The organism is Bradyrhizobium erythrophlei, assembly GCF_900129505.1.
Classification (GTDB): domain Bacteria; phylum Pseudomonadota; class Alphaproteobacteria; order Rhizobiales; family Xanthobacteraceae; genus Bradyrhizobium; species Bradyrhizobium erythrophlei_D.
In genome coordinates this window covers 6,087,769-6,106,315 of sequence record NZ_LT670818.1, presented here as the reverse complement: position 1 = coordinate 6,106,315, position 18,547 = coordinate 6,087,769, and the positions used below count along the sequence as shown (strand labels likewise).

The 18,547-nt window shown below is 64.2% G+C and carries 17 protein-coding genes; 5 read left to right on the top strand and 12 right to left on the bottom strand.

Going from position 1 to position 18,547, the window contains the following annotated elements; genetic code table 11:
• Positions 1-91: 91 nt before the first annotated feature.
• Positions 92-1,396 carry an RsmB/NOP family class I SAM-dependent RNA methyltransferase gene (locus B5525_RS28240; RefSeq protein WP_079568941.1) on the bottom strand — a complete coding sequence of 435 codons (1,305 nt, stop codon included), beginning with the start codon at positions 1,394-1,396 and terminating at the stop codon, positions 92-94.
• Between the two features lie 19 nt (positions 1,397-1,415).
• Positions 1,416-1,838 carry an MAPEG family protein gene (locus B5525_RS28235; RefSeq protein WP_079568940.1) on the bottom strand — a complete coding sequence of 141 codons (423 nt, stop codon included), beginning with the start codon at positions 1,836-1,838 and terminating at the stop codon, positions 1,416-1,418.
• 180 nt (positions 1,839-2,018) lie between these two features.
• On the opposite strand from B5525_RS28235, the gene B5525_RS28230 reads away from it, so the two are divergent.
• Positions 2,019-2,732, top strand: a complete 714-nt coding sequence (locus B5525_RS28230; RefSeq protein WP_338075205.1) for an acriflavin resistance protein — start codon at positions 2,019-2,021, stop codon at positions 2,730-2,732.
• A 34-nt stretch (positions 2,733-2,766) separates the two neighbouring features.
• Here the strand turns inward: B5525_RS28230 and B5525_RS28225 are convergent, their stop codons facing one another.
• Complete coding sequence (locus tag B5525_RS28225; protein WP_079568939.1) at positions 2,767-4,455, bottom strand: methyl-accepting chemotaxis protein; 1,689 nt, start codon at positions 4,453-4,455, stop codon at positions 2,767-2,769.
• Between the two features lie 176 nt (positions 4,456-4,631).
• The gene (locus B5525_RS28220) at positions 4,632-4,886 is read right to left on the bottom strand and encodes a hypothetical protein (RefSeq protein WP_244567611.1); all 255 of its coding nucleotides are present in this window, start codon (positions 4,884-4,886) and stop codon (positions 4,632-4,634) included.
• A gap of 122 nt (positions 4,887-5,008) precedes the next feature.
• Here B5525_RS28220 and B5525_RS28215 point away from each other — a divergent pair, with 122 nt between their 5' ends.
• Positions 5,009-5,842, top strand: a complete 834-nt coding sequence (locus B5525_RS28215) for a metallophosphoesterase family protein (protein ID WP_079568938.1) — start codon at positions 5,009-5,011, stop codon at positions 5,840-5,842.
• A 48-nt stretch (positions 5,843-5,890) separates the two neighbouring features.
• Here B5525_RS28215 and B5525_RS28210 read toward each other — a convergent pair whose 3' ends face one another.
• The 4 genes from B5525_RS28210 to guaB all read right to left on the bottom strand — a co-directional run bounded on the left by B5525_RS28210 (position 5,891) and on the right by guaB (position 9,903).
• Positions 5,891-6,307, bottom strand: coding sequence for a hypothetical protein (locus B5525_RS28210; RefSeq protein ID WP_079568937.1), 417 nt, complete (start codon positions 6,305-6,307; stop codon positions 5,891-5,893).
• A gap of 173 nt (positions 6,308-6,480) precedes the next feature.
• On the bottom strand, positions 6,481-7,506 hold the full coding sequence (locus B5525_RS28205) for an NADP-dependent oxidoreductase (RefSeq protein ID WP_079568936.1): 1,026 nt from the start codon (positions 7,504-7,506) through the stop codon (positions 6,481-6,483).
• 131 nt (positions 7,507-7,637) lie between these two features.
• Entirely contained in the window at positions 7,638-8,261 is a 624-nt protein-coding gene (locus tag B5525_RS28200; RefSeq protein WP_079568935.1) for a hypothetical protein, read from the bottom strand.
• Positions 8,262-8,406: 145 nt separating this feature from the next.
• Positions 8,407-9,903 (bottom strand): IMP dehydrogenase, encoded by a 1,497-nt coding sequence (gene guaB / locus B5525_RS28195; protein ID WP_079568934.1) that lies wholly within the window; start codon positions 9,901-9,903, stop codon positions 8,407-8,409.
• 326 nt (positions 9,904-10,229) lie between these two features.
• Here guaB and B5525_RS28190 point away from each other — a divergent pair, with 326 nt between their 5' ends.
• The gene (locus B5525_RS28190; protein ID WP_079568933.1) at positions 10,230-11,705 is read left to right on the top strand and encodes an MFS transporter; all 1,476 of its coding nucleotides are present in this window, start codon (positions 10,230-10,232) and stop codon (positions 11,703-11,705) included.
• Positions 11,706-11,733: 28 nt separating this feature from the next.
• Here the strand turns inward: B5525_RS28190 and B5525_RS28185 are convergent, their stop codons facing one another.
• Complete coding sequence (locus tag B5525_RS28185) at positions 11,734-12,024, bottom strand: helix-turn-helix domain-containing protein (RefSeq protein WP_079568932.1); 291 nt, start codon at positions 12,022-12,024, stop codon at positions 11,734-11,736.
• A gap of 165 nt (positions 12,025-12,189) precedes the next feature.
• Positions 12,190-12,846: a TetR/AcrR family transcriptional regulator gene (locus B5525_RS28180; RefSeq protein ID WP_079568931.1), complete on the bottom strand. Its 657-nt coding sequence runs from the start codon at positions 12,844-12,846 to the stop codon at positions 12,190-12,192.
• A 165-nt stretch (positions 12,847-13,011) separates the two neighbouring features.
• Between B5525_RS28180 and B5525_RS28175 the strand changes: the two genes are divergently transcribed.
• Entirely contained in the window at positions 13,012-13,860 is an 849-nt protein-coding gene (locus B5525_RS28175; protein WP_079568930.1) for an SDR family NAD(P)-dependent oxidoreductase, read from the top strand.
• Here B5525_RS28175 and B5525_RS28170 read toward each other — a convergent pair.
• Together B5525_RS28170 and B5525_RS28165 are read right to left on the bottom strand one after the other, a co-directional pair.
• The gene (locus B5525_RS28170; RefSeq protein ID WP_079568929.1) at positions 13,839-14,546 is read right to left on the bottom strand and encodes an RlmE family RNA methyltransferase; all 708 of its coding nucleotides are present in this window, start codon (positions 14,544-14,546) and stop codon (positions 13,839-13,841) included. The two genes, B5525_RS28175 and B5525_RS28170, sit on opposite strands and share 22 nt — an antisense overlap.
• 154 nt (positions 14,547-14,700) lie before the next feature.
• Entirely contained in the window at positions 14,701-15,801 is a 1,101-nt protein-coding gene (locus B5525_RS28165) for a Ppx/GppA phosphatase family protein (RefSeq protein WP_079568928.1), read from the bottom strand.
• A gap of 195 nt (positions 15,802-15,996) precedes the next feature.
• On the opposite strand from B5525_RS28165, the gene B5525_RS28160 reads away from it, so the two are divergent.
• A complete protein-coding gene (locus B5525_RS28160; RefSeq protein ID WP_079568927.1) occupies positions 15,997-18,369 on the top strand; it encodes a xanthine dehydrogenase family protein molybdopterin-binding subunit in 2,373 nt (790 codons plus the stop codon).
• Positions 18,370-18,547: the final 178 nt, after the last annotated feature.

Below are 18,547 nucleotides of genomic sequence, written 5' to 3'. Positions count from 1 at the left end.
GCCGCAACGCCCAAACAGACGATCCATTGGTGTCGCTTCATGCTGCCCCCCGGTTTATTCGGCCTATTCAGCGCTCGAATCGGCTTCACTATTATGACACCTGCCGTCGCAGGATCGACACGAAAAACCCGTCCGTCCCGGTGCGGCGTGGCGTCATCAACAGCCCTTCCGCCGACTGCAGCGTCGCCGCCGAAAATTCTTCCGCTCTGTCCCACAGCGCCGTCACGGTCTGCTCAGGCGGCACCACGGCGAATTCCGGATGGCGGGCGACAAAGCTTCGGATCTGCTCGCCGTTTTCCGGCGGCAATACAGAACAAGTGATGTAGGCGATGCGGCCGCCCGGTTTTGTCAATGCGGCGGCGCGGTCGAGCACCGTCGCCTGATCCTTCAGCCGCACCTCGAGCGCGCCCGGGCGCATCCGCCATTTGGCGTCGGGATTGCGCCGCCAGGTGCCGGTCCCGGTGCAGGGCGCGTCGATCAGCACGAGATCGGCGGAGGCGCGGATATCGGCCAGCGTATCGCCCTCGCCCTTGGGGGTGCGGATATCGGCGTTATGGACGCCGGCGCGGGACAGCCGCTCGTAGATCGGCGCGAGCTGGCGCTTGTCGTGATCGGTGGCGATCAGCCTTCCCTTGCCTCCCATCATCGCCGCCAGCGCCAGCGTCTTGCCGCCGGCGCCGGCGCAGAGGTCGATCACCTGCTCGCCGGGTTTTGCGCCCGACAGCAGGGCCGCCAGTTGCGAACCCTCGTCCTGCACTTCGACGGCGCCCTTGATAAAATCCTCCTCGGCATGGATGCCGGGATTGCGGGCATCGGCGCCGAGCTCGATGCGCAGGCCGATTGGCGACCACGGCGTCGGGGTTACGCCGAGATGGGCCAGCGAGTGCAGGAGCTTCTCGCGCTTGGCCTTGAGCGTGTTGACGCGCAGGTCGAGCGGCGCACGGCTGGCCATCGCGACCGCCTCCGCGACGCGGTCATCGCCGAATACCTGCTCGAGGTAGCCGTCGAGCCATTCCGGGTAATCGCCGGCCGTGGGCGCGGGCGCATCGGCCAGCGACCGACTGGTCAGCGCGGCGCGCTCGGCGTCGCTCAGCGGCTCCGGCGCGAAACGGCCGCCGTCGCACAGAGCGGCGATGCCATCGGCATCCATCCCGCGCTCGAGCTTCAGCATGCCCAACAGGCGCGCCCGCGGCGTATCGGAATCCATCAGCCAGGCGCTCGAGGCGCGGCGGCGCAGCACGTCCCAGATCAGGCCGGAGATCGCGGCGCGGTCGCCGGAGCCGGCAAAGCGGTGCGCGGTGCCCCATTCCTTCAGCGCCTTCGCCGCGGGAACGCGCTCCTTGTCGATGGTGTCGATCAGTTCGATGGCGGCGGACAGCCGCGCGGCGGGGGTCATATGAAGCTTTCGATTGAGGTTAGATCAGCAGCAGAATCTTCAGCGCGATGTAGATCCACATCGCCAGCAGCACCAGCACGCCGGCGAACCACGCCTGCCCGCGCTGCCGAACGTTGTTCGACGTCACGAAAATCCCGGCATGGGCGAAACGGGTGACCACGAACACCCAGGACATCAACACGATAAAGAGATCGGCGTGGCGCAGCGGCAAAGCCAGCGCGATCAGGACGTAGAACAATACCGGGATTTCGAACTGGTTGCTGAAGCAATCGCCGACCTGGGCCGCCCTGGCCGGCCATTTGGCCTCGCCCAGCGCGACGTCCTTGTAGCTGGTTGCCCGCGCCTTGAACGCCTGCCCCCGCGCCGAGGCCATCCAGAGCAGCAGGAAGAAGGTCAGCCCCACCATCACGAAAACCGGCAGCAAAACCATCTGAAGCGACATCGGATTTCCCCCCTCGGCTGAGCGCCAAGCCCCCGCTATAGCGACCGCGCCCGGTCCTCGCAATAAATCAGCGCCCTGCCCGTTGAACCAGAATCGCGGTTGCCGTGACCAACCCGCAACAGTTCCAGCGATTTTCAGTCCCGAACCGGTATCAGCGTCTCCGCGAACCCTGTAATTGCGATGAACATCACCTCCCCGATCCTCAAAGGTGCTGCCCATGCGGCCGCGCTCCCCGGCGATTCCCTGGCCTCGTTCCTCAAGATCATCGCCGACACCACCGGCCTGTTCGCCGACGACAGCTCGGACGGCGTGCTCGGCATGCTGATGTCGGGGCTCGCGGGCGTCGCCATGGCGCTGGCGGTGATCATCGTCCTGACCGTGTCTTTCCGCAGCCGCCACCGCAGCGCCCGCGATGTGCTGCGGCACGGCGTTGCCGCCGCCGCGGTGTTCAGCCTGGTCACCTTCGTGGTCTACGACATGCGCCATGCCGCGCTGGCCTATCTCGGCATCAACCCGACCAGCCCCGCGGTCGAATTCGAGATCCGGCTGCCGAACGCTTCCGTACCCGCCATCGCCGACACCCAGGTCGAACTGCATACCGACCGCAACCAGACGCTGGCCCAGGTGCAGGGCGCGCTCGCCGCCGAAGCCGACGGCTCCAGCCTGCTCCGCGGGACGGTGCCGCTGGCCTACCGCACCACCGACCGCGTCGTGATCCTGAACCTGCCCGGCCGGGCGCAATGCGAGTTCAAGCTGCGGCTGCCGGCGAGCCCGTCTCCGTCCGAGCAGTTCGGGCCGTGGCATCTAGCCGACCGCGTGGCGTCGCCGACATCAGGCGAGGAAACCCGCGGCCAGCAGCACGACGCCTTCGCGATCCGCTACCGGGTGCTGTAGGGATCGTCCGTCGCCAGCTTCCGTGCCCTTTGCGTCAGGCGGCACGAACCGTGTGCAGGAAGCTTTCAACCTCGGTGTTGAGATGATTGCTTTCCGAGAGCAGTGACACGGCGAGGCCATGAACCCGTTCGGCCGCCGAACCCGTATCTGCTGCGCCACGATTGACGTCCACGATGCTTCCGGCCACCTGGGTCGCGCCCCGCGCGGCCTGCTGCACGTTGCGGGCAATTTCCTGTGTCGCCGCCCCCTGCTCTTCGACGGCGGCCGCGATCGCGGTCGAAATTTCGGAGATTTGAGCGATGGTGCTCCCGATCTCCTTTATCGCGGATACCGAATGTTCGGTAGCGGACTGCATTTGGGTGACCTGGGCAGCGATCTCTTCGGTGGCCTTCGCGGTTTGCGCCGACAGCGCCTTGACCTCGGATGCCACGACGGCGAACCCGCGGCCGGCATCACCCGCCCGGGCGGCCTCGATGGTGGCGTTGAGAGCCAGCAGATTGGTCTGCTCGGCAACCGCCGTTATCATCTTGATGACTTCGCCGATGCGGTTCGCCGACTGGGAGAGCTCGGATATCCGGACATTGGTTCGCTCGGCCTGCTCCACGGCGGCCTGCGCGATTCCGCGGGATTGTTGAACTTGCCGGCTGATTTCGCCGACGGAAGAGGCCATTTCCTCCGATGCTGCGGCCGCCGACTGCACATTCGACGACGACTCTTCCGATGCCGCCGCAACCGTCGCCGACAACCCCTGCGTCGTTTCCGCCGTCCTGGTCAGGCTCCCGGCTGCCGCTTCGATATCGGAGGAGGCGGATGTGACGGTCCGGATGATCCGCCCAATCGCCTTCTCGAAGCCGTCGGCCACTCGCTGCATCGTGGCTTTTCGATCCTGCTCGGCCTGCTTCGCGGAAACCGCTTCCGCGGCCTCCATGGCCCGAACGCGCAAGGCATTTTCCTTGAAAATCTGTACGGCGCCAGCCATGGCCCCGACCTCGTCGCCGCGGCCCCGGGAGGGAATTTCGCTCTCCAGTTCGCCACCGGCGAGACGCTGCATCACGTCGGTCATCCCTACGATCGGCTGAATGACGCCTTTCGCGAAACCGACAATTCCAGCGCCGATGACGAGAAACACCAACGCGGAAATGCTCCAGAGGATGGCCGTGAACCATTTGACCCGGCTGGTGGCTTCGGCTTCGGCAGCAGAATTGTCATCATTTGTTTGTTTGACGATTTCGTCGATCACGGCTCGATGCGCCGTGTAGGCCGCTGTGATGTCAGCATATGATTTCGCCACCGCGGCGGTATCGGACCTGGCCAATGCAGGCAGGAATGATTGTTCGGTCAGATTCCAGAAGCGCTGAACTTCAGCGTGGGATTTTTCAACAAGCTTGGTCTTGAGCGCAGGATCGAGGTCCGACTTCGACCAATAGTCGCGACGTTCGTCATAATCCTTCTTCAATTGCGCCAACCGGTCGCGGCGCGCCGCCAGGGACGATGGATCCTGAAGCGCGAGCGTCACTTCCAGATAGGCTTCAATCACGTATTCGGGCGGAGGAAGAATGTCGGCGACAAGGTCGTTTCCGAGTTTGATCTTTTCGTAAAGCGGGCCGCCGACCTTGAGTTGCGATAGCGCGTAGTTGCTGGCCAGGATGACGGCAACGAGACCGGCGATCGTAAGAATACCGAATGCGAAGATTGCGCGTGAGATCGTGATCCTAGACTTCATATCGCGGCATCCTTGATCGCGGATTCGGGCGGCGCAGCAAAATCGCGGCGCACCGGTGAAACGATGCTAGGAAACACCTATAAATTAGCTGTTAAGAATCTGCTGGCCCGTATTGCGACATGGGCGTTCGGTTTGCGCCAGCGGCGCCGTCTCTGCCGCAAAAGAGCAGGCGCTGCTCATAAGCGGGCGGCGTTCTTCAAGTCCTGCTTGATGGAAGTGAGAAGCGCTTGCAGCGTGTCGGCGCGGCCGGCTGCCCCTGCCGACGATTGTTCCGGCCGGGGTTCCACCCCCGCGTCAGTCTGGACGAAATGCCCGTGCAGCACGTCGTCGCGGCGGCCCATCAGCCAGAGGGTCGCCCAGTAACCGACGACCAATGCGAATACGCATAAAATAATGAACTCAAACATCGGCACACCCTGAAATTGCTCCATCAAATCAATGGCGTCCGGACCCGGTCACGCACCCCGGGGTTCGGACCAGACCGGTTTCGGAACGGCTGTGATTTTTGGGTCACGTTTCAGAGGTAAAGGGATGATCCGGCTGGAGGGATCGCATGTCCGAATTTCGCCTCACCCAAATCTCCGACACCCATTTGGCACGCCGCCTGCCTGATCTGACCGGCAATTTTCATCGCCTGAGCGAGCATATCGACGCGAGGAGGCCCGATCTCGTCATCAACAGCGGCGATCTCGCCTTCGACGCCCCAACCAGCCCCGACGATCTCGAATTTGCCAGATCGCTGCATGCGGCGCTGCCGGTGCCCTGCCGCTGTCTGCCGGGCAATCACGACATCGGCGACAACCCGACGTCGCTTGGTCCGGTGCCGCCGCAGCTTGCCACCGAGCAAAGGCGGCAGACGTTCATGGCGGCCTTCGGCGAGGACCGCTGGCGCTTCGAGGCGGCCGGCTGGTGCTTCATCGGCCTCAATTCGCTGGTCATGAATACGGGGCTTCCGAGCGAGGCCGAACAATTCGACTGGCTGGCCGCGCAACTTGCGGGCACGAACGGCAGACCAGTGGCGCTGTTCCTGCACAAACCGCTGTTCGTGAATGCACCCGGCGATCCCGAACTCGCGGCTTCCGCGATCCGCTACGTGCCGATGCCGGCGCGAAGCCGCCTGGTGGAGATGCTGGGATCGGTCGACCTGCGGCTGGTCGCCAGCGGCCATGTTCACCAGCGCCGGGATTTTACCTGGTCCCGCGTCAGGCAGATCTGGGCGCCTTCGGCCGGTTTTGTCATCTCGGACAAGCGGCAGGAAGTGATCGGAATCAAGGAGGTTGGCCTCGTCGAATACCGCTTCCAGCCCAACAGCTTCGAGGTGCGTCACCTGCGGGCGCCGGGCCAGGTCGATGTCGATCTGGATTCCCTGCTGGCGGCTTCGAGCTAGGGACAAGGCCTGTTTGGTGGCAGCGTGGCGGCTACGGAAACTGCTCGCCTATTGCCCGGCCGTATTGAAGCGGGAGAGGTCGCAATCGGGCTCGGCATATTTCGTCCGCCGCATCCCGTCGCGGTCCACGACGACGGCCGGACGGCAGCGCGCCTGCCAGGCGGCGCGCCCATCCTCATCGGCCTTTTGCTGCTCTGCCGTCAGCGGCGGCGCGGCATCAATGACGTTGTCGCCATTGACGCTGAAGCTGGCGGGTTGGCTCGGGCTGGGCTGGACACCGGCGGCGATTGCAGCCGCCTTGGCGTTGGCGGCGGCCGTCGCGGCCGCGGCGTCGGCGGCGCGTCCATGGTCCATCGAAAACGATATCTGTGGTGCGGCGGGCGCCGGCGCCGGTGCCGGACTTTGTTGCGCCGATGCCGACGAGGCGCTGGCGGCGAACAGAACGAGTGCTGCAATGATACGCATTTTTACAAGCCCGCAAGGAGAGCGCTAATCCCTCTGCCTTCTTGCTACGCGGCAAGTCTTGCGGTCACGTAAAGCAGACTGGTTAGCTCACCCGCAAGGCGATGCGTCGAATTCTAACGATTGCGGGTTCCGGCATCCGCTTGGGTATCCAGCGGACGCCGGTTCTCGCTGACTTATGTCCTGTCCGGTCCGACCCGCACCAGCTGCTTGCCGAAATTGGCGCCCTTCAACAGCCCCATGAACGCGGCGGGCGCGCTGTCGAGCCCTTCGGTGACGAACTCCTTGTGCTTGACCTTGCCCTCGCGCACCCACCCCGACATATCGCGCAGGAAGTCGCCATAACGCGCGGCGAAATCGCTGACGATGAAGCCGCGGATGGTCAGGCGTTTGGTCAGCACATTGCGCATCATCGCCGACGCCCATTTCGGCGCCGTTGCCTCGGTGTCGTTGTAATGCGCGATCAGGCCGCACACGGGAACGCGAGCGAAGGCGTTGAGCAGCGGGAACACCGCCTCGAACACCGCACCGCCGACATTCTCGAAATAGACGTCGATGCCCTTCGGGCAGGCTTCCTTCAATTTTGCCGCCAGATTGGGATCGCGGTGATCGAGGCACTCGTCGAAGCCGAGTTCCTTTTTGACGTAATCGCATTTGTCCTTGCCGCCGGCGATGCCTACCGCCCGCGCACCCTTGATTTTCGCGATCTGCCCGACCGCCGAGCCGACCGCGCCGGACGCCGCGGCGACCACCACGGTCTCGCCGGCCTGCGGCTTGCCGATGTCGAGCAGGCCGGTATAGGCGGTCATGCCGGGCATGCCGAGCACGCCGACCACGGTCGATATGGGCGCGAGCTTCGGATCGATTTTCGCCAGCCCCTTGCCGTCGGAGAGCGCATGGGTCTGCCAGCCGGCGCGCGACAGCACGACGTCGCCCTTGGCAAAATCGGGATTGTTCGAGGCGATCACCTCGCTGACGGTGCCACCCTCCATCACCCCGCCGATCGGCACCGGCGCCGCGTAGGACGGACCGTCGCTCATGCGCCCGCGCATATAGGGGTCAAGCGACAGCCAGATGGTGCGCAGCAGCACCTGGCCCTCTCCCGGCACCGGCGGCGCATATTCCTCGATGCGGAAGTCGGTGGCCTTGGGCTCACCCACGGGGCGAGAGACGAGAACGACGCGTTTTGCAGGCTGAGACATGGTTTCCTCCGATTGTTTTTGATTTCGTCATTGCGAGGAGCGAAGCGACGAAGCAATCCATTCTTGTTGTAGCAAAGATGGATTGCTTCGCTTCGCTCGCAATGACGGCTTTAGATTCCTGCGCGCAAATCTCAAGCCGTGATTTTCGCCAACGCTGCGTCGAATGCGGCGGCAGCAGCGGGCAGGTCCTTGAAGGCGCGAAGGTGCCGCGTCTCCTGCGCATCCTTTTCCGAGATGCCGGGGCGGACTTCGGCAAAGGGCTTGCCGCCTTCGATCATCGCGGGCGGTGCACCGACATGGAATTCATGATCCTCGAGCGGCGTGTCCTTCAACAGCCAGACACCGAGCGAGACGATGTCGTTGCCGCGCCGGTAGGAGATATAGCGATCGACCGCGACCGTGCCGTCGCGCTGATGGCCGCCGAGTTTGGCGTAGCCCTTGGCGTCCAGAAGCTTGTGCGAGCGAAATCCCTTGACGCCTTCCGATTTCGCCTTCGCTGTTTCTTCCGACAGATCGTATTTCGCCGCCATCTCCTTGCCGACGGCGGCAAGCTGTCCGGACATATCGTGCTCGAATTCCTTCAGTTCGGTGCGCGGTTTCGCGGTCTTGCGCGGCTTTGCGGCATCGCGTTTTTCCATCTCGGCCTTGCACAGCGCGACGACGGCGGCGGCGGATTTCCGCTCCGCATTGACAAGAAGGTTCTTCAAATCCGCATCTGAAAGCGCGGCAATCCTGTCGTCCGACCAATCGACCATAAAAACCAACTTCTCTTTTCAACGTTGTTGAGGGATTCCCGGAGTTCCCAAAGGGGCAACCGCAGGGATTGCCGGGACCGCTCAGCGATCCCCGGACAGTACCCCGTTTCTCCCGGCTTGTGGGGGCAATTCAGGCCAGTCGGGTTTACACCCCGCCCGGGTAATTCGGGCTTTCCCGGGTGATGGTGACGTCGTGGACGTGGCTTTCGCGCAGGCCCGCGCCGGTAATGCGCACGAACTGCGCCTTCTCATGAAACTCGGCGAGATTTCTTGCACCGACATATCCCATCGCCGCGCGCAGGCCGCCGGCGAGCTGATGCATGACGTTGCCGACCGGGCCCTTGTAGGGCACCTGGCCCTCGATGCCCTCCGGCACGAGCTTGAGCGTATCCTTGATGTCCTGCTGGAAATAGCGGTCGGCCGAGCCGCGCGCCATCGCGCCGACCGAACCCATGCCGCGATAGGCCTTGTAGGAACGGCCCTGCCACAAAAACACTTCGCCCGGCGTCTCGTCGGTGCCGGCGAGCAGCGAACCTACCATGGCGATGTCGGCGCCGGCGGCAAGCGCCTTGGCGAGATCGCCGGAATATTTGATGCCGCCATCGGCGATCACGGGCACATTGGCTTTCTTCGCGGCTTCCACCGCATCCATGATCGCGGTCAATTGCGGCACGCCGACGCCGGCGACGATGCGGGTGGTGCAGATCGAGCCCGGGCCGATGCCGACCTTGACCGCATCCGCGCCGGCATCGATCAGCGCCTGCGCGCCTTCCTGGGTCGCGATGTTGCCGGCGATCACCTGCACGGCGTTAGAAAGCCGCTTGATGCGGTTGACCGCTTCCAGCACCCGGGAGGAGTGGCCATGCGCGGTGTCCACCACGATCAGATCGACACCGGCGTCGATCAAATGCTCGGTGCGTTCGAAGCCGCCCTCGCCGACCGTGGTCGCGGCCGCGACGCGCAGGCGGCCCTGCGCATCCTTGCAGGCCAGCGGATGGGCGACCGCCTTCTCCATGTCCTTGACGGTGATCAGGCCGACGCAGCGGTACTGCTCGTCGACCACCAGCAGCTTCTCGATGCGGTGCTGGTGCAGCATCCGCTTGGCTTCGTCCTGGCTGACGCCCTCGCGCACCGTCACGAGATTCTCGTGGGTCATCAGTTCAGAGATTTTTTGCCGGGGGTCGGTGGCAAAACGCACGTCGCGGTTGGTGAGAATCCCGACCAGCTTGCCAGGTATGCCCTTGCCGGCGCCGGTCACCACCGGAATGCCGGAGAAACCGTGATCGTTCATCAGCGCCAGCGCGTCCGACAGCATCGCATCGGGGCCGATGGTCAGGGGATTGACCACCATTCCCGATTCGAACTTCTTGACCTGCCGAACCTGCGCGGCCTGGCCCTCGACGTCGAAGTTGCGATGGATGACGCCGACGCCGCCGGCCTGCGCCATGGCGATCGCCATCCGCGCTTCGGTGACGGTATCCATCGCCGAGGCGATGATCGGGATATTGAGGGGGATCGAGCGGGTGACGTGGGAGCGAATATCGGCTTCCGAAGGAAGGATGTCCGAAAGCCCGGGCTTCAGAAGCACGTCGTCGAACGTATAGGCTTCGCGAATACCCTGAAGTCCCGTTACAACCGCCATTGCCAACTCCGTTCAGCGGCCCAATCGCCGCGCTGGAACCCGAGGGATGAAAAGATCCTGCCGCGACGCTTTTGGCATCGCCGTCGAATCGCCCATCGGTAGGGTTGGCGCCGGTCGATAGCATGGCCCCATGACGAATCAAAGGGGGCTAGCGGATCGAATCCGGTTTCTGCGCGGATAATCCGGCGAGGGCCGTTTTCGCGGGGATCACCAGAGGTTTGATGTCACGGAGGATTTAGGTGGTTTGCCCGGTTCCGCAATAGCCTGCGGAACAACAGGGTGCTACAGCCCCTGCTCCCGCCGCATCCCTTCCTTTCCGAAAATTCATGAACAAACAACGCCTGATCCCGCTCATCGTGGCTACCGCCCTGTTCATGGAGAACATGGATTCGACGGTCATTGCGACCTCGCTGCCGGCGATCGCCGTCGATATCGGCACCAACCCGCTGACGCTGAAGCTCGCCATCACCTCCTATCTGCTGTCGCTGGCGGTATTCATTCCGGCGAGCGGCTGGACCGCCGACCGCTTCGGCGCGCGGATGGTGTTCAGTATCGCGATCGCGGTGTTCATGGTGGGCTCGATCGGCTGCGCGCTGTCCTCCTCCGTCACCGATTTCGTGATCGCGCGCATCGTGCAAGGCATGGGCGGCGCGATGATGACGCCCGTGGGGCGGCTGGTGCTGCTGCGCTCGATCGACAAGAGCGCGCTGGTCAATGCGATGGCCTGGGTCACGGTGCCGGCGCTGGTCGGGCCCGTGATCGGCCCGCCGCTCGGCGGCTTCATCACCACCTATTTCTCCTGGCACTGGATCTTCCTGATCAACATTCCGATCGGCCTGCTCGGCATCTTCATGGCGATGCGCTACATCGACCCGATCCGCAGCGACGATCCCGAGCGCTTCGACCTCTACGGGCTGGTGCTGGCCGGCATCGGGCTCGGCGGGATCGCCTTCGGGCTTTCGGTCGCCGGTCTCAATCTATTGCCGTGGACCATCGTGGTCGCGCTGATCGCGATCGGCATCATCTCGATGACGCTCTATGTCATCCACGCCAGGCGAACCGCTTCGCCGGTGCTGGATTTTTCGCTGCTGCGGCTGGCGACGATGCGCGCCAGCATCATCGGCGGCTTTATGTTCCGCCTCGGCATCGGCGCGCTGCCGTTCCTGTTGCCGCTGTTGATGCAGGTCGGGTTCGGGCTATCGCCGTTCCGGTCCGGGCTGGTGACATTTGCCTCCGCGGTCGGCGCCATGGGCATGAAGACGCTGGCCTCCCGCATCATCCGGACCTTCGGCTTCCGCAACATGATGACCATCAACGCCGTCGTCAGTTCGGTCTTCCTCGCGGCTTGCGCGCTGTTCACGGTGACGACGCCGCTGCTGCTGATCATGATCATCCTGGTGGTCGGCGGTTTCTTCCGCTCGCTGCAGTTCACCGCGATCAACACCGTCGCTTATGCCGAGGTCGAGCCGGGCCAGATGAGCCGCGCCACCACGCTCGTCAGCGTCAACCAGCAGCTGGCGATCTCCGCCGGCGTCGCGGTCGGCGCCTTCTCGGTGGAATCAACCATGCTGGTGCGCCACGTGCAGGAGCTGGACGCCTCGGTTTTCGCGCCGGCGTTCCTGGTCGTCTCCATCATCTCGGCGATGTCGGCCTGGTTCTTCTGGCAGATGCCCGATGACGCCGGGCACGAAATCTCCGGCCGCAAGGCGGTCGAGATTTCAAGCCGCAAGGGCGCGGCCAAGGCCGCGGTCAAGGCCGCCAGCGAAGGTACGCAGGACGCGCGGGACCAGCGGCTGGGGTAACCGGCGCCGTCGGCGATCCATGTGTTCGTCAGGCCGCGTTCGTCCGATTATCCGCGGGGAAGTGAGTCAAGGCACGCGGCGAACTCTCCGAACGATCCTGCGGAAACATCGAAGCCAATGAGACGTTCAGGATTTTGCAGATGTCGAACAGGCGCACCGCGCTGACGCCGTTGGCGCCCTTTTCATAGTTTTGAATCTGCTGAAACGAGATGCCCAGGGCTTTGGCAAGCTGTTCCTGGTTGAGATTGAGCGCGACCCGGCTCTGGCGGATTCGAGCGCCGACATATCCGTCGATTCTTGATTTTGATTTTGCCTTCATGGCAGCACTTGGCGTCCAACGTTGCAAACAGAAGCCGCGGGCTATCCCACATCGGCAGGACCCGGTCGGTCCACCATTTACCGGTAACAGCCGTCTGTTTCCGGAAACCTTCGTCGGATGCGGAAAATGGTTTCGTGCGACGGCAATTGTTTCGTTGCCTCTCGATCAGGACGTTTTCTTCGATCGGGCCTTCTTCGCCGTTTTGACCTTCTTCGCGGGTTTGCGACGGGATTTGCGCCTCGACGACTTTTCACCGATCCCCTCGACCAGCAGGCGCAGCAAATATTTCAGCTTCTTCTCGTGAAAGATGCCGTCCGGCAACGCATGCAGGATCGCCTGGGCGTAGGTCCCGAGCAGGACGAGCGCCATGATGTTGGGATCCTCGTCCTTCCGGATCAGGTGCTGCCCCTGCCCCAGCGCCAGGAGATCCCGAACCAGCAGTTGAAACGAGGCCCGGCCTGCCGGCGGCGCAGCCGAGGCTCTTGCCGCCGGTCCGGTCAGGGCAAGCCGCGCGATGGTCGGATTTGCCAGGCACCAGCGCGCGCTTCCGAGCAGGGCATCCTCCAGAATCGCGAGGGCGTCCTCGCCCGCCGCGATGCGGGAACGCAAGCCTGCATCGTGGCGGGCCTCGGCGCGGAAAATCAGCTGCCCGACAATCTCTTCCTTCGACGCGAACAGGTTGTAGACGGTCTGGCGCGTCAGCCCCGCGCGCTGCGCGATCTCGTCCACCGAGATGTCGGCGAAAGAGGCTTCCCGGAACGCGGTCTCGGCGGCGTCCAGGATCAGATAGCGGGAGCGGTCGGTTCGTTTGGGCGGCTTCATTTTTTTACATCAGTCTAATTTTGTACAGAAGTAAATCTTGAACGATCGCCCGGCAGGCGTTAAGAAAAGGTATTCGACGTGTGCCCCGGGGCCTTTTTTGTCCCGGTGCGATCGAGCCGGCGGCCCGAACGGCACCATGGCGCAATCAGATTCAAGGGAGTTACGATGAAACTCGCTCATGGACAGGTCGCGGTCGTGACGGGCGGCGCGAGCGGCATCGGTTTCGCGCTCGCCCAGGCGCTGTGCCAGCGCGGTCTGAGCGTCATGCTGGCGGATGTCGAGATCGGCGCGCTGGAAGCCGCCCAACAGCGGCTGTCGCAGGCGGGCCATAGCGTGGCGGCTCACGCCACCGACGTGACGGATCCCTCCTCGGTGCAGCGCCTGGCGGCGGCCGCCGTCGATCGATTTCGGCATGTCGACCTGCTGGTCAGCAACGCCGGGGTTGGCGGATCGCTCGGTCCGATCTGGTTGAGCGATCCCAAGGACTGGACCTGGACGTTCGGCGTCAACCTGTTCGGCGCGGTCCACACGCTTCAGGCGTTCCTGCCGGCGATGGTGGCGCGCGGCCAAGGCCACGTCGTCAACGTCGCTTCGCTGGCAGGGTTGACCTCGCCGCCGTTCCTCGCGCCTTACGTCGCCTCGAAACATGCGGTGGTGGCGCTGTCCGAAAGCCTTGCGGGGGAACTCGCGGCCGCGAACTCTCCGATCAAGGTTTCGGTGGTGTGCCCCGGCGTGGTGCAGACCCGAATTCTCGAGTCGGAGCGAAACCGTCCGGCCGAGTTGCGGGCGGAGTCGAAAACCCCACCTCAGGTTCTCGAGCGGCTCAGGGCGGCCTTCGTCGCTCGGATGGTCGCGCCGATGCCGGCGACGGAGCTGGCGGACAGGGTGATCGCGGGAATCGAACAGGATGATTTCCTGATTCTCACCCACCCGCAGTCCAATCCGGACATCCTGGCACGGCTGGCGCGGATGCAGTCGGCCGTTCAGAACAATCAGGCGGAGGCGCCGCGCTGAGCCGTGCTGCCGTCGCCGCGAAATCCCGTCGCCAGCACGTAGCGTTCGGAGGAATCCTGCCGGCTCGAGGCCGGTTTGACATGGCGCACGCTGGCGAAATCGCGCTTGAGCTGCGTCACCAGTTCGGCATCGGCGCCGCTCTGGAACACTTTCGCGACAAACGTGCCGCCGGGATTGAGCACCTCGGCGGCAAACGCAGCGGCACCTTCCACCAGGCCCAGGATGCGCAACTGGTCGGTCTTGCGGTGGCCGGTGGTGTTGGGCGCCATGTCGGACAGCACTGCATCGGCGCGGCCGCCGATCATCGCCAGCAACTTTGCCGGCGCGTCGTCGCTAAGAAAATCGAGCTGCGCGAAGCTCACGCCGGGTATTTCCGGCATCTCCAGAAGATCGATCGCGATGACCCTGCCCTTGCCGTTGACCGCGCCGATGCGTTTGGCGGCGATCTGGCTCCAGCCGCCGGGTGCCGCGCCGAGATCGACCACGGTGAGGCCTGGTTTGAGGAAATGGTACTTGTCGTCGATCTCGATCAGCTTGTAGGCCGCGCGCGAGCGATATCCCTCGCGTTTGGCCTGCGCCACATAGGGATCGTTGAGCTGGCGCTCCAGCCACAGTTTCGAGGACAGCTTGCGCTTGCCGCCGGTCTTGACCGTGACGTGCAGCCGCCCCGTGGTATCTTTCGCCATATCGGTTTGCTTGCTCTTGAGACCAGGTTCAGGTGTAGCAGCGGTCGATCACTGCTCCCTCTCCCCGCTCTTGCGCGGGGCGAGGTGACCGAATTCGGGGATGCACCGATTTAACTAAAGAGACGATCTCCTAACACATCGGCAATCGCCGCGCCTACCGGCATCCGCCGATCGCGCCGTCCTCGCGCATCATCTCCACCAGCATGCCCTCGCGCAGGCCGCGGTCGGCGACACGCAACCGAGGCAGCGGAAAGGCGTTGCGGATGGCATCGAGGATGGCGCAGCCCGCCAGCACCAGGTCGGCGCGCTCGATGCTGATGCAATTGTTGCCGGCGCGCTCCTGGTAGCTCATGGCGAGCAGGCGCGCGATCACCTCGGTGATGTCGGCATCGCTCAGCCAGACCCCGTCGATCCGGCGGCGATCGTAGCGCACCAGATTGAGATGCACGCCGGCCAGCGTTGTCACCGTGCCGGAGGTGCCGAGCAGGTGCATGTCGGTGAGGTCAGCGCCGTGCTCGGCCGCGAACGGCGTAACGTGCTGGGCGACCTCCTCGACCATCCGCGCATAGGATTGCCCGGTGACGTCCTTGCCGCCGAAATGTTCGGCCAGCGTGACGACGCCGAGCGGGATCGACATCCACGCCTTGATACGCGGCAAGGCGTCCGGCTCGTCGGGATCACGCTCGATCCGGACCAGTTCGGTCGAGCCGCCGCCGATGTCGAACAGGATGGCGCCCCGCCCCTTCGGGTCGAGCAGCGGCGAGCAGCCGATCACGGCAAGGGCTGCTTCGGTCTCGCGGTCGATCACCTCGAGCTCGATGCCGGTTTCGGCCGCAACCCGGTCGCGAAAATTGTCGGCGTTGGAGGCGGCGCGGCAGGCTTCGGTCGCGATCAGCCGCAGCCGTTTTGCCTTCTTGGACTGGATCTTGTCGCGGCAGATGCTCAGCGCCGCGATGGCGCGGTCGATCGCGGCATCGCTGATGCTGCCGGTCGTCGAGATCCCCTCCCCGAGCCGGATGATCCGGGAGAAGGAATCGACCACGCGGAAGCTGTCGCCGGACGGACAGGCGATCAAGAGCCGGCAATTATTGGTGCCGAGGTCGAGCGCAGCATAGACGCCGCTTGCCGCGGCCGGCGAAAGGACCGCGCCGGGCAGGCCGCCGCCGGGCACGTGATCGTCGCCGCTACGCGGCGGCCCCCGGCCGACTTCTCCACGCGGCGCAGGGCCGTCGTGGAGCCGCGTGTCATCATTCATTCAAAATGTCTTTCCGTGGCCGCAAGGGGCCGACGAGGAATTTCCGTTCACGGAAACTTTAGCAGCGCCAAGCGGTTGCGCAACAGCTCTCACATAGGACTATGCCCAATCAGGCGTTGTCGCCGGGACATCGGTGCGTTATCTCAGGCCAAGCCGCCAAAATCGCGCGAAAACGGGCATTTCAGGGACATTTCAATGCAAGATCATACGTCACCTTCCTCTCTGGAAAACGCTATCGCACTGCAAAAATACGGGGTCGGCCAGCCGGTCCGGCGCAAGGAAGACGACACCCTGGTGCGTGGCAAGGGCAAATACACCGACGATTTCAACCTTCCCGGACAGGCCTATGCCTGGATCGTGCGTTCCAGCCACGCCCACGGCATCATCCGCGGCATCGACACCGCGACGGCCAGGACCATGCCCGGCGTGCTCGGCGTCTGGACCGGCAAGGACCTTGCCGATGCCGGCTACAACCCCTTCACCTGCGGCCTGCCGCTCAAGAACCGGGACGGCTCGCCGCTGATCCAGACCAACCGCATGGCGCTGATGACCGACAAAGTGCGCTTTGTCGGCGATCCCGTGGCCTTCGCGGTCGCCGAAACGCTAGCGCAGGCGCGCGACGCGGCCGAAGCCGTCGAACTCGATATCGAGCCGCTCCCCGCCGTCACCAATGCCGAGGAAGCGGCTCAACCCGGCGCGCCGCAACTCTACGACCACATCCCCAACAACGTCGCGCTCGATTATCACTATGGCGACACCGCCAAGATCGACGCCGCCTTCGCCAGCGCCGCGCACGTCACCAAAGTCGATATCGTCAACACCCGCGTCGCCGTGGTGTCGATGGAGCCGCGCGTGGCGCTCGCGTCCTACGACAAGACCAGCGAGCGCTTCACGCTGCAGGTTCCGACCCAGGGCGTTTCCGGCAACAAGGTTACCTTCGCGAAGATCCTGAACGTGCCGAACGACAAGGTGCGAATCCTGACCGCCAATGTCGGCGGCTCCTTCGGCATGAAGAACATGAACTACCCCGAATACACCTGCATTGCGCATGCCGCGAAGGCGCTGGGCCGTCCGGTGAAGTGGACCGATGAACGCTCGACCAGTTTCCTGTCCGACAGCCAGGGCCGTGCGCAGACCATGCATGCCGAGCTCGCGCTCGATGCTGAGGGCAAATTCCTGGCCGTGCGCCTCAAGGGCTACGGCAATCTCGGCGCCTACATCACCGGCGTGTCGCCGGGCCCGCTGTCGCTCAACACCGGCAAGAACCTCGCCAGCGTCTACCGCACGCCGCTGCTCAGCGTCGACATCAAGACGGTGCTGACCAATACCACGCTGATGGGCGCCTATCGCGGCGCCGGCCGTCCCGAAGCCAATTATTACATGGAGCGGCTGATCGATCGCGCCGCCGACGAGATGGGCATCAACCCGCTGACCTTGCGCAAGCGCAATTTCATCAAGCCGGCGCAACTGCCGTACGCTGCCGCGTCCGGCGTCACCTATGACAGCGGCGATTTCCAGGGCGTCTTCAGCAAGGCGCTGGAGATGTCCGATCACGCCAATTTTGCGAAACGCAAGAAAGAGAGCAAGAGGAACGGCAAGCTGCGCGGCATCGCGGTCGGCTGCTATCTCGAGGTCACCGCACCCCCGAGCGGCGAACTCGGCAAGATCACCTTCGAGCCGGATGGGTCGGTGAAATTGACCACGGGCACGCTCGACTACGGCCAGGGCCACGCCACGCCGTTCGCGCAGGTGCTTTCCGCAGAGCTCGGCGTGCCCTTCGAGAAGATCACGCTCGAACAGGGCGACAGCGATCTCGTGCGGTTCGGCAACGGCACCGGCGGCTCGCGCTCGATCACCGCGACCGGTCAGGCGATCGTCGAATCCTCGGCGCTCGTCATCGAAAACGGCAAGAAGGCCGCGGCGCATCTGATGGAGGCGGCCGAGGGCGATATCGAATTCGCCAATGGCCGTTTCACCATCGCCGGCACCGACCGCAATATCGGCATCATGGAACTGGCGCAGCGGCTACGCGAGGGCAAGGTGCCCGAAGGCGTTCCGTCATCGCTCGACGTCGACCACGCCACCAAGGACACGCCGTCGACCTTCCCCAATGGCTGCCATGTCGCCGAGGTCGAGATCGATCCCGAGACCGGCGTGACGCGGATCGTGCGCTACACTGGCATCAGCGATTTCGGCACCATCGTCAACCCGATGATCGTCGCCGGCCAGTTGCATGGCGGCGTCGCGCAAGGCATCGGCCAGGCGCTGATGGAGGAAGTCAGCTATGACACAAGCGGCCAGCCGATCACCGGCTCGTTCATGGACTATGCGATGCCGCGCGCAGGCGACATTCCGCTGATGGAAACCGGCGATCACCCCTCGCCCGCCAAATCCAATCCGCTGGGCACCAAGGGCTGCGGCGAAGCCGGCTGCGCCGGCAGCCTCGTCTGCATCGTCAACGCGGTGCTCGACGCGCTGTCCGAATACGGCATCAAAGAGATCGACATGCCGCTGACGCCGGAGCGCGTCTGGCGCGCGATCGAGGACGCGAAGACGAAGGCGGCGTGAGCGGCTGAGTTCGCACCGCCGTATTCAATGCCGTCATGCCCAACCTTGTGCCGAGCATCCACGTCTTTCTTTTTTGGGTAAAGGCGCGGATGGCCGGGACAAGCCCGGCCATGACGTCGAAAAATAGAGTCGCCCACCACACACAACTGTCGTCGCCCGCGAAGGCGGGCGATCCAGT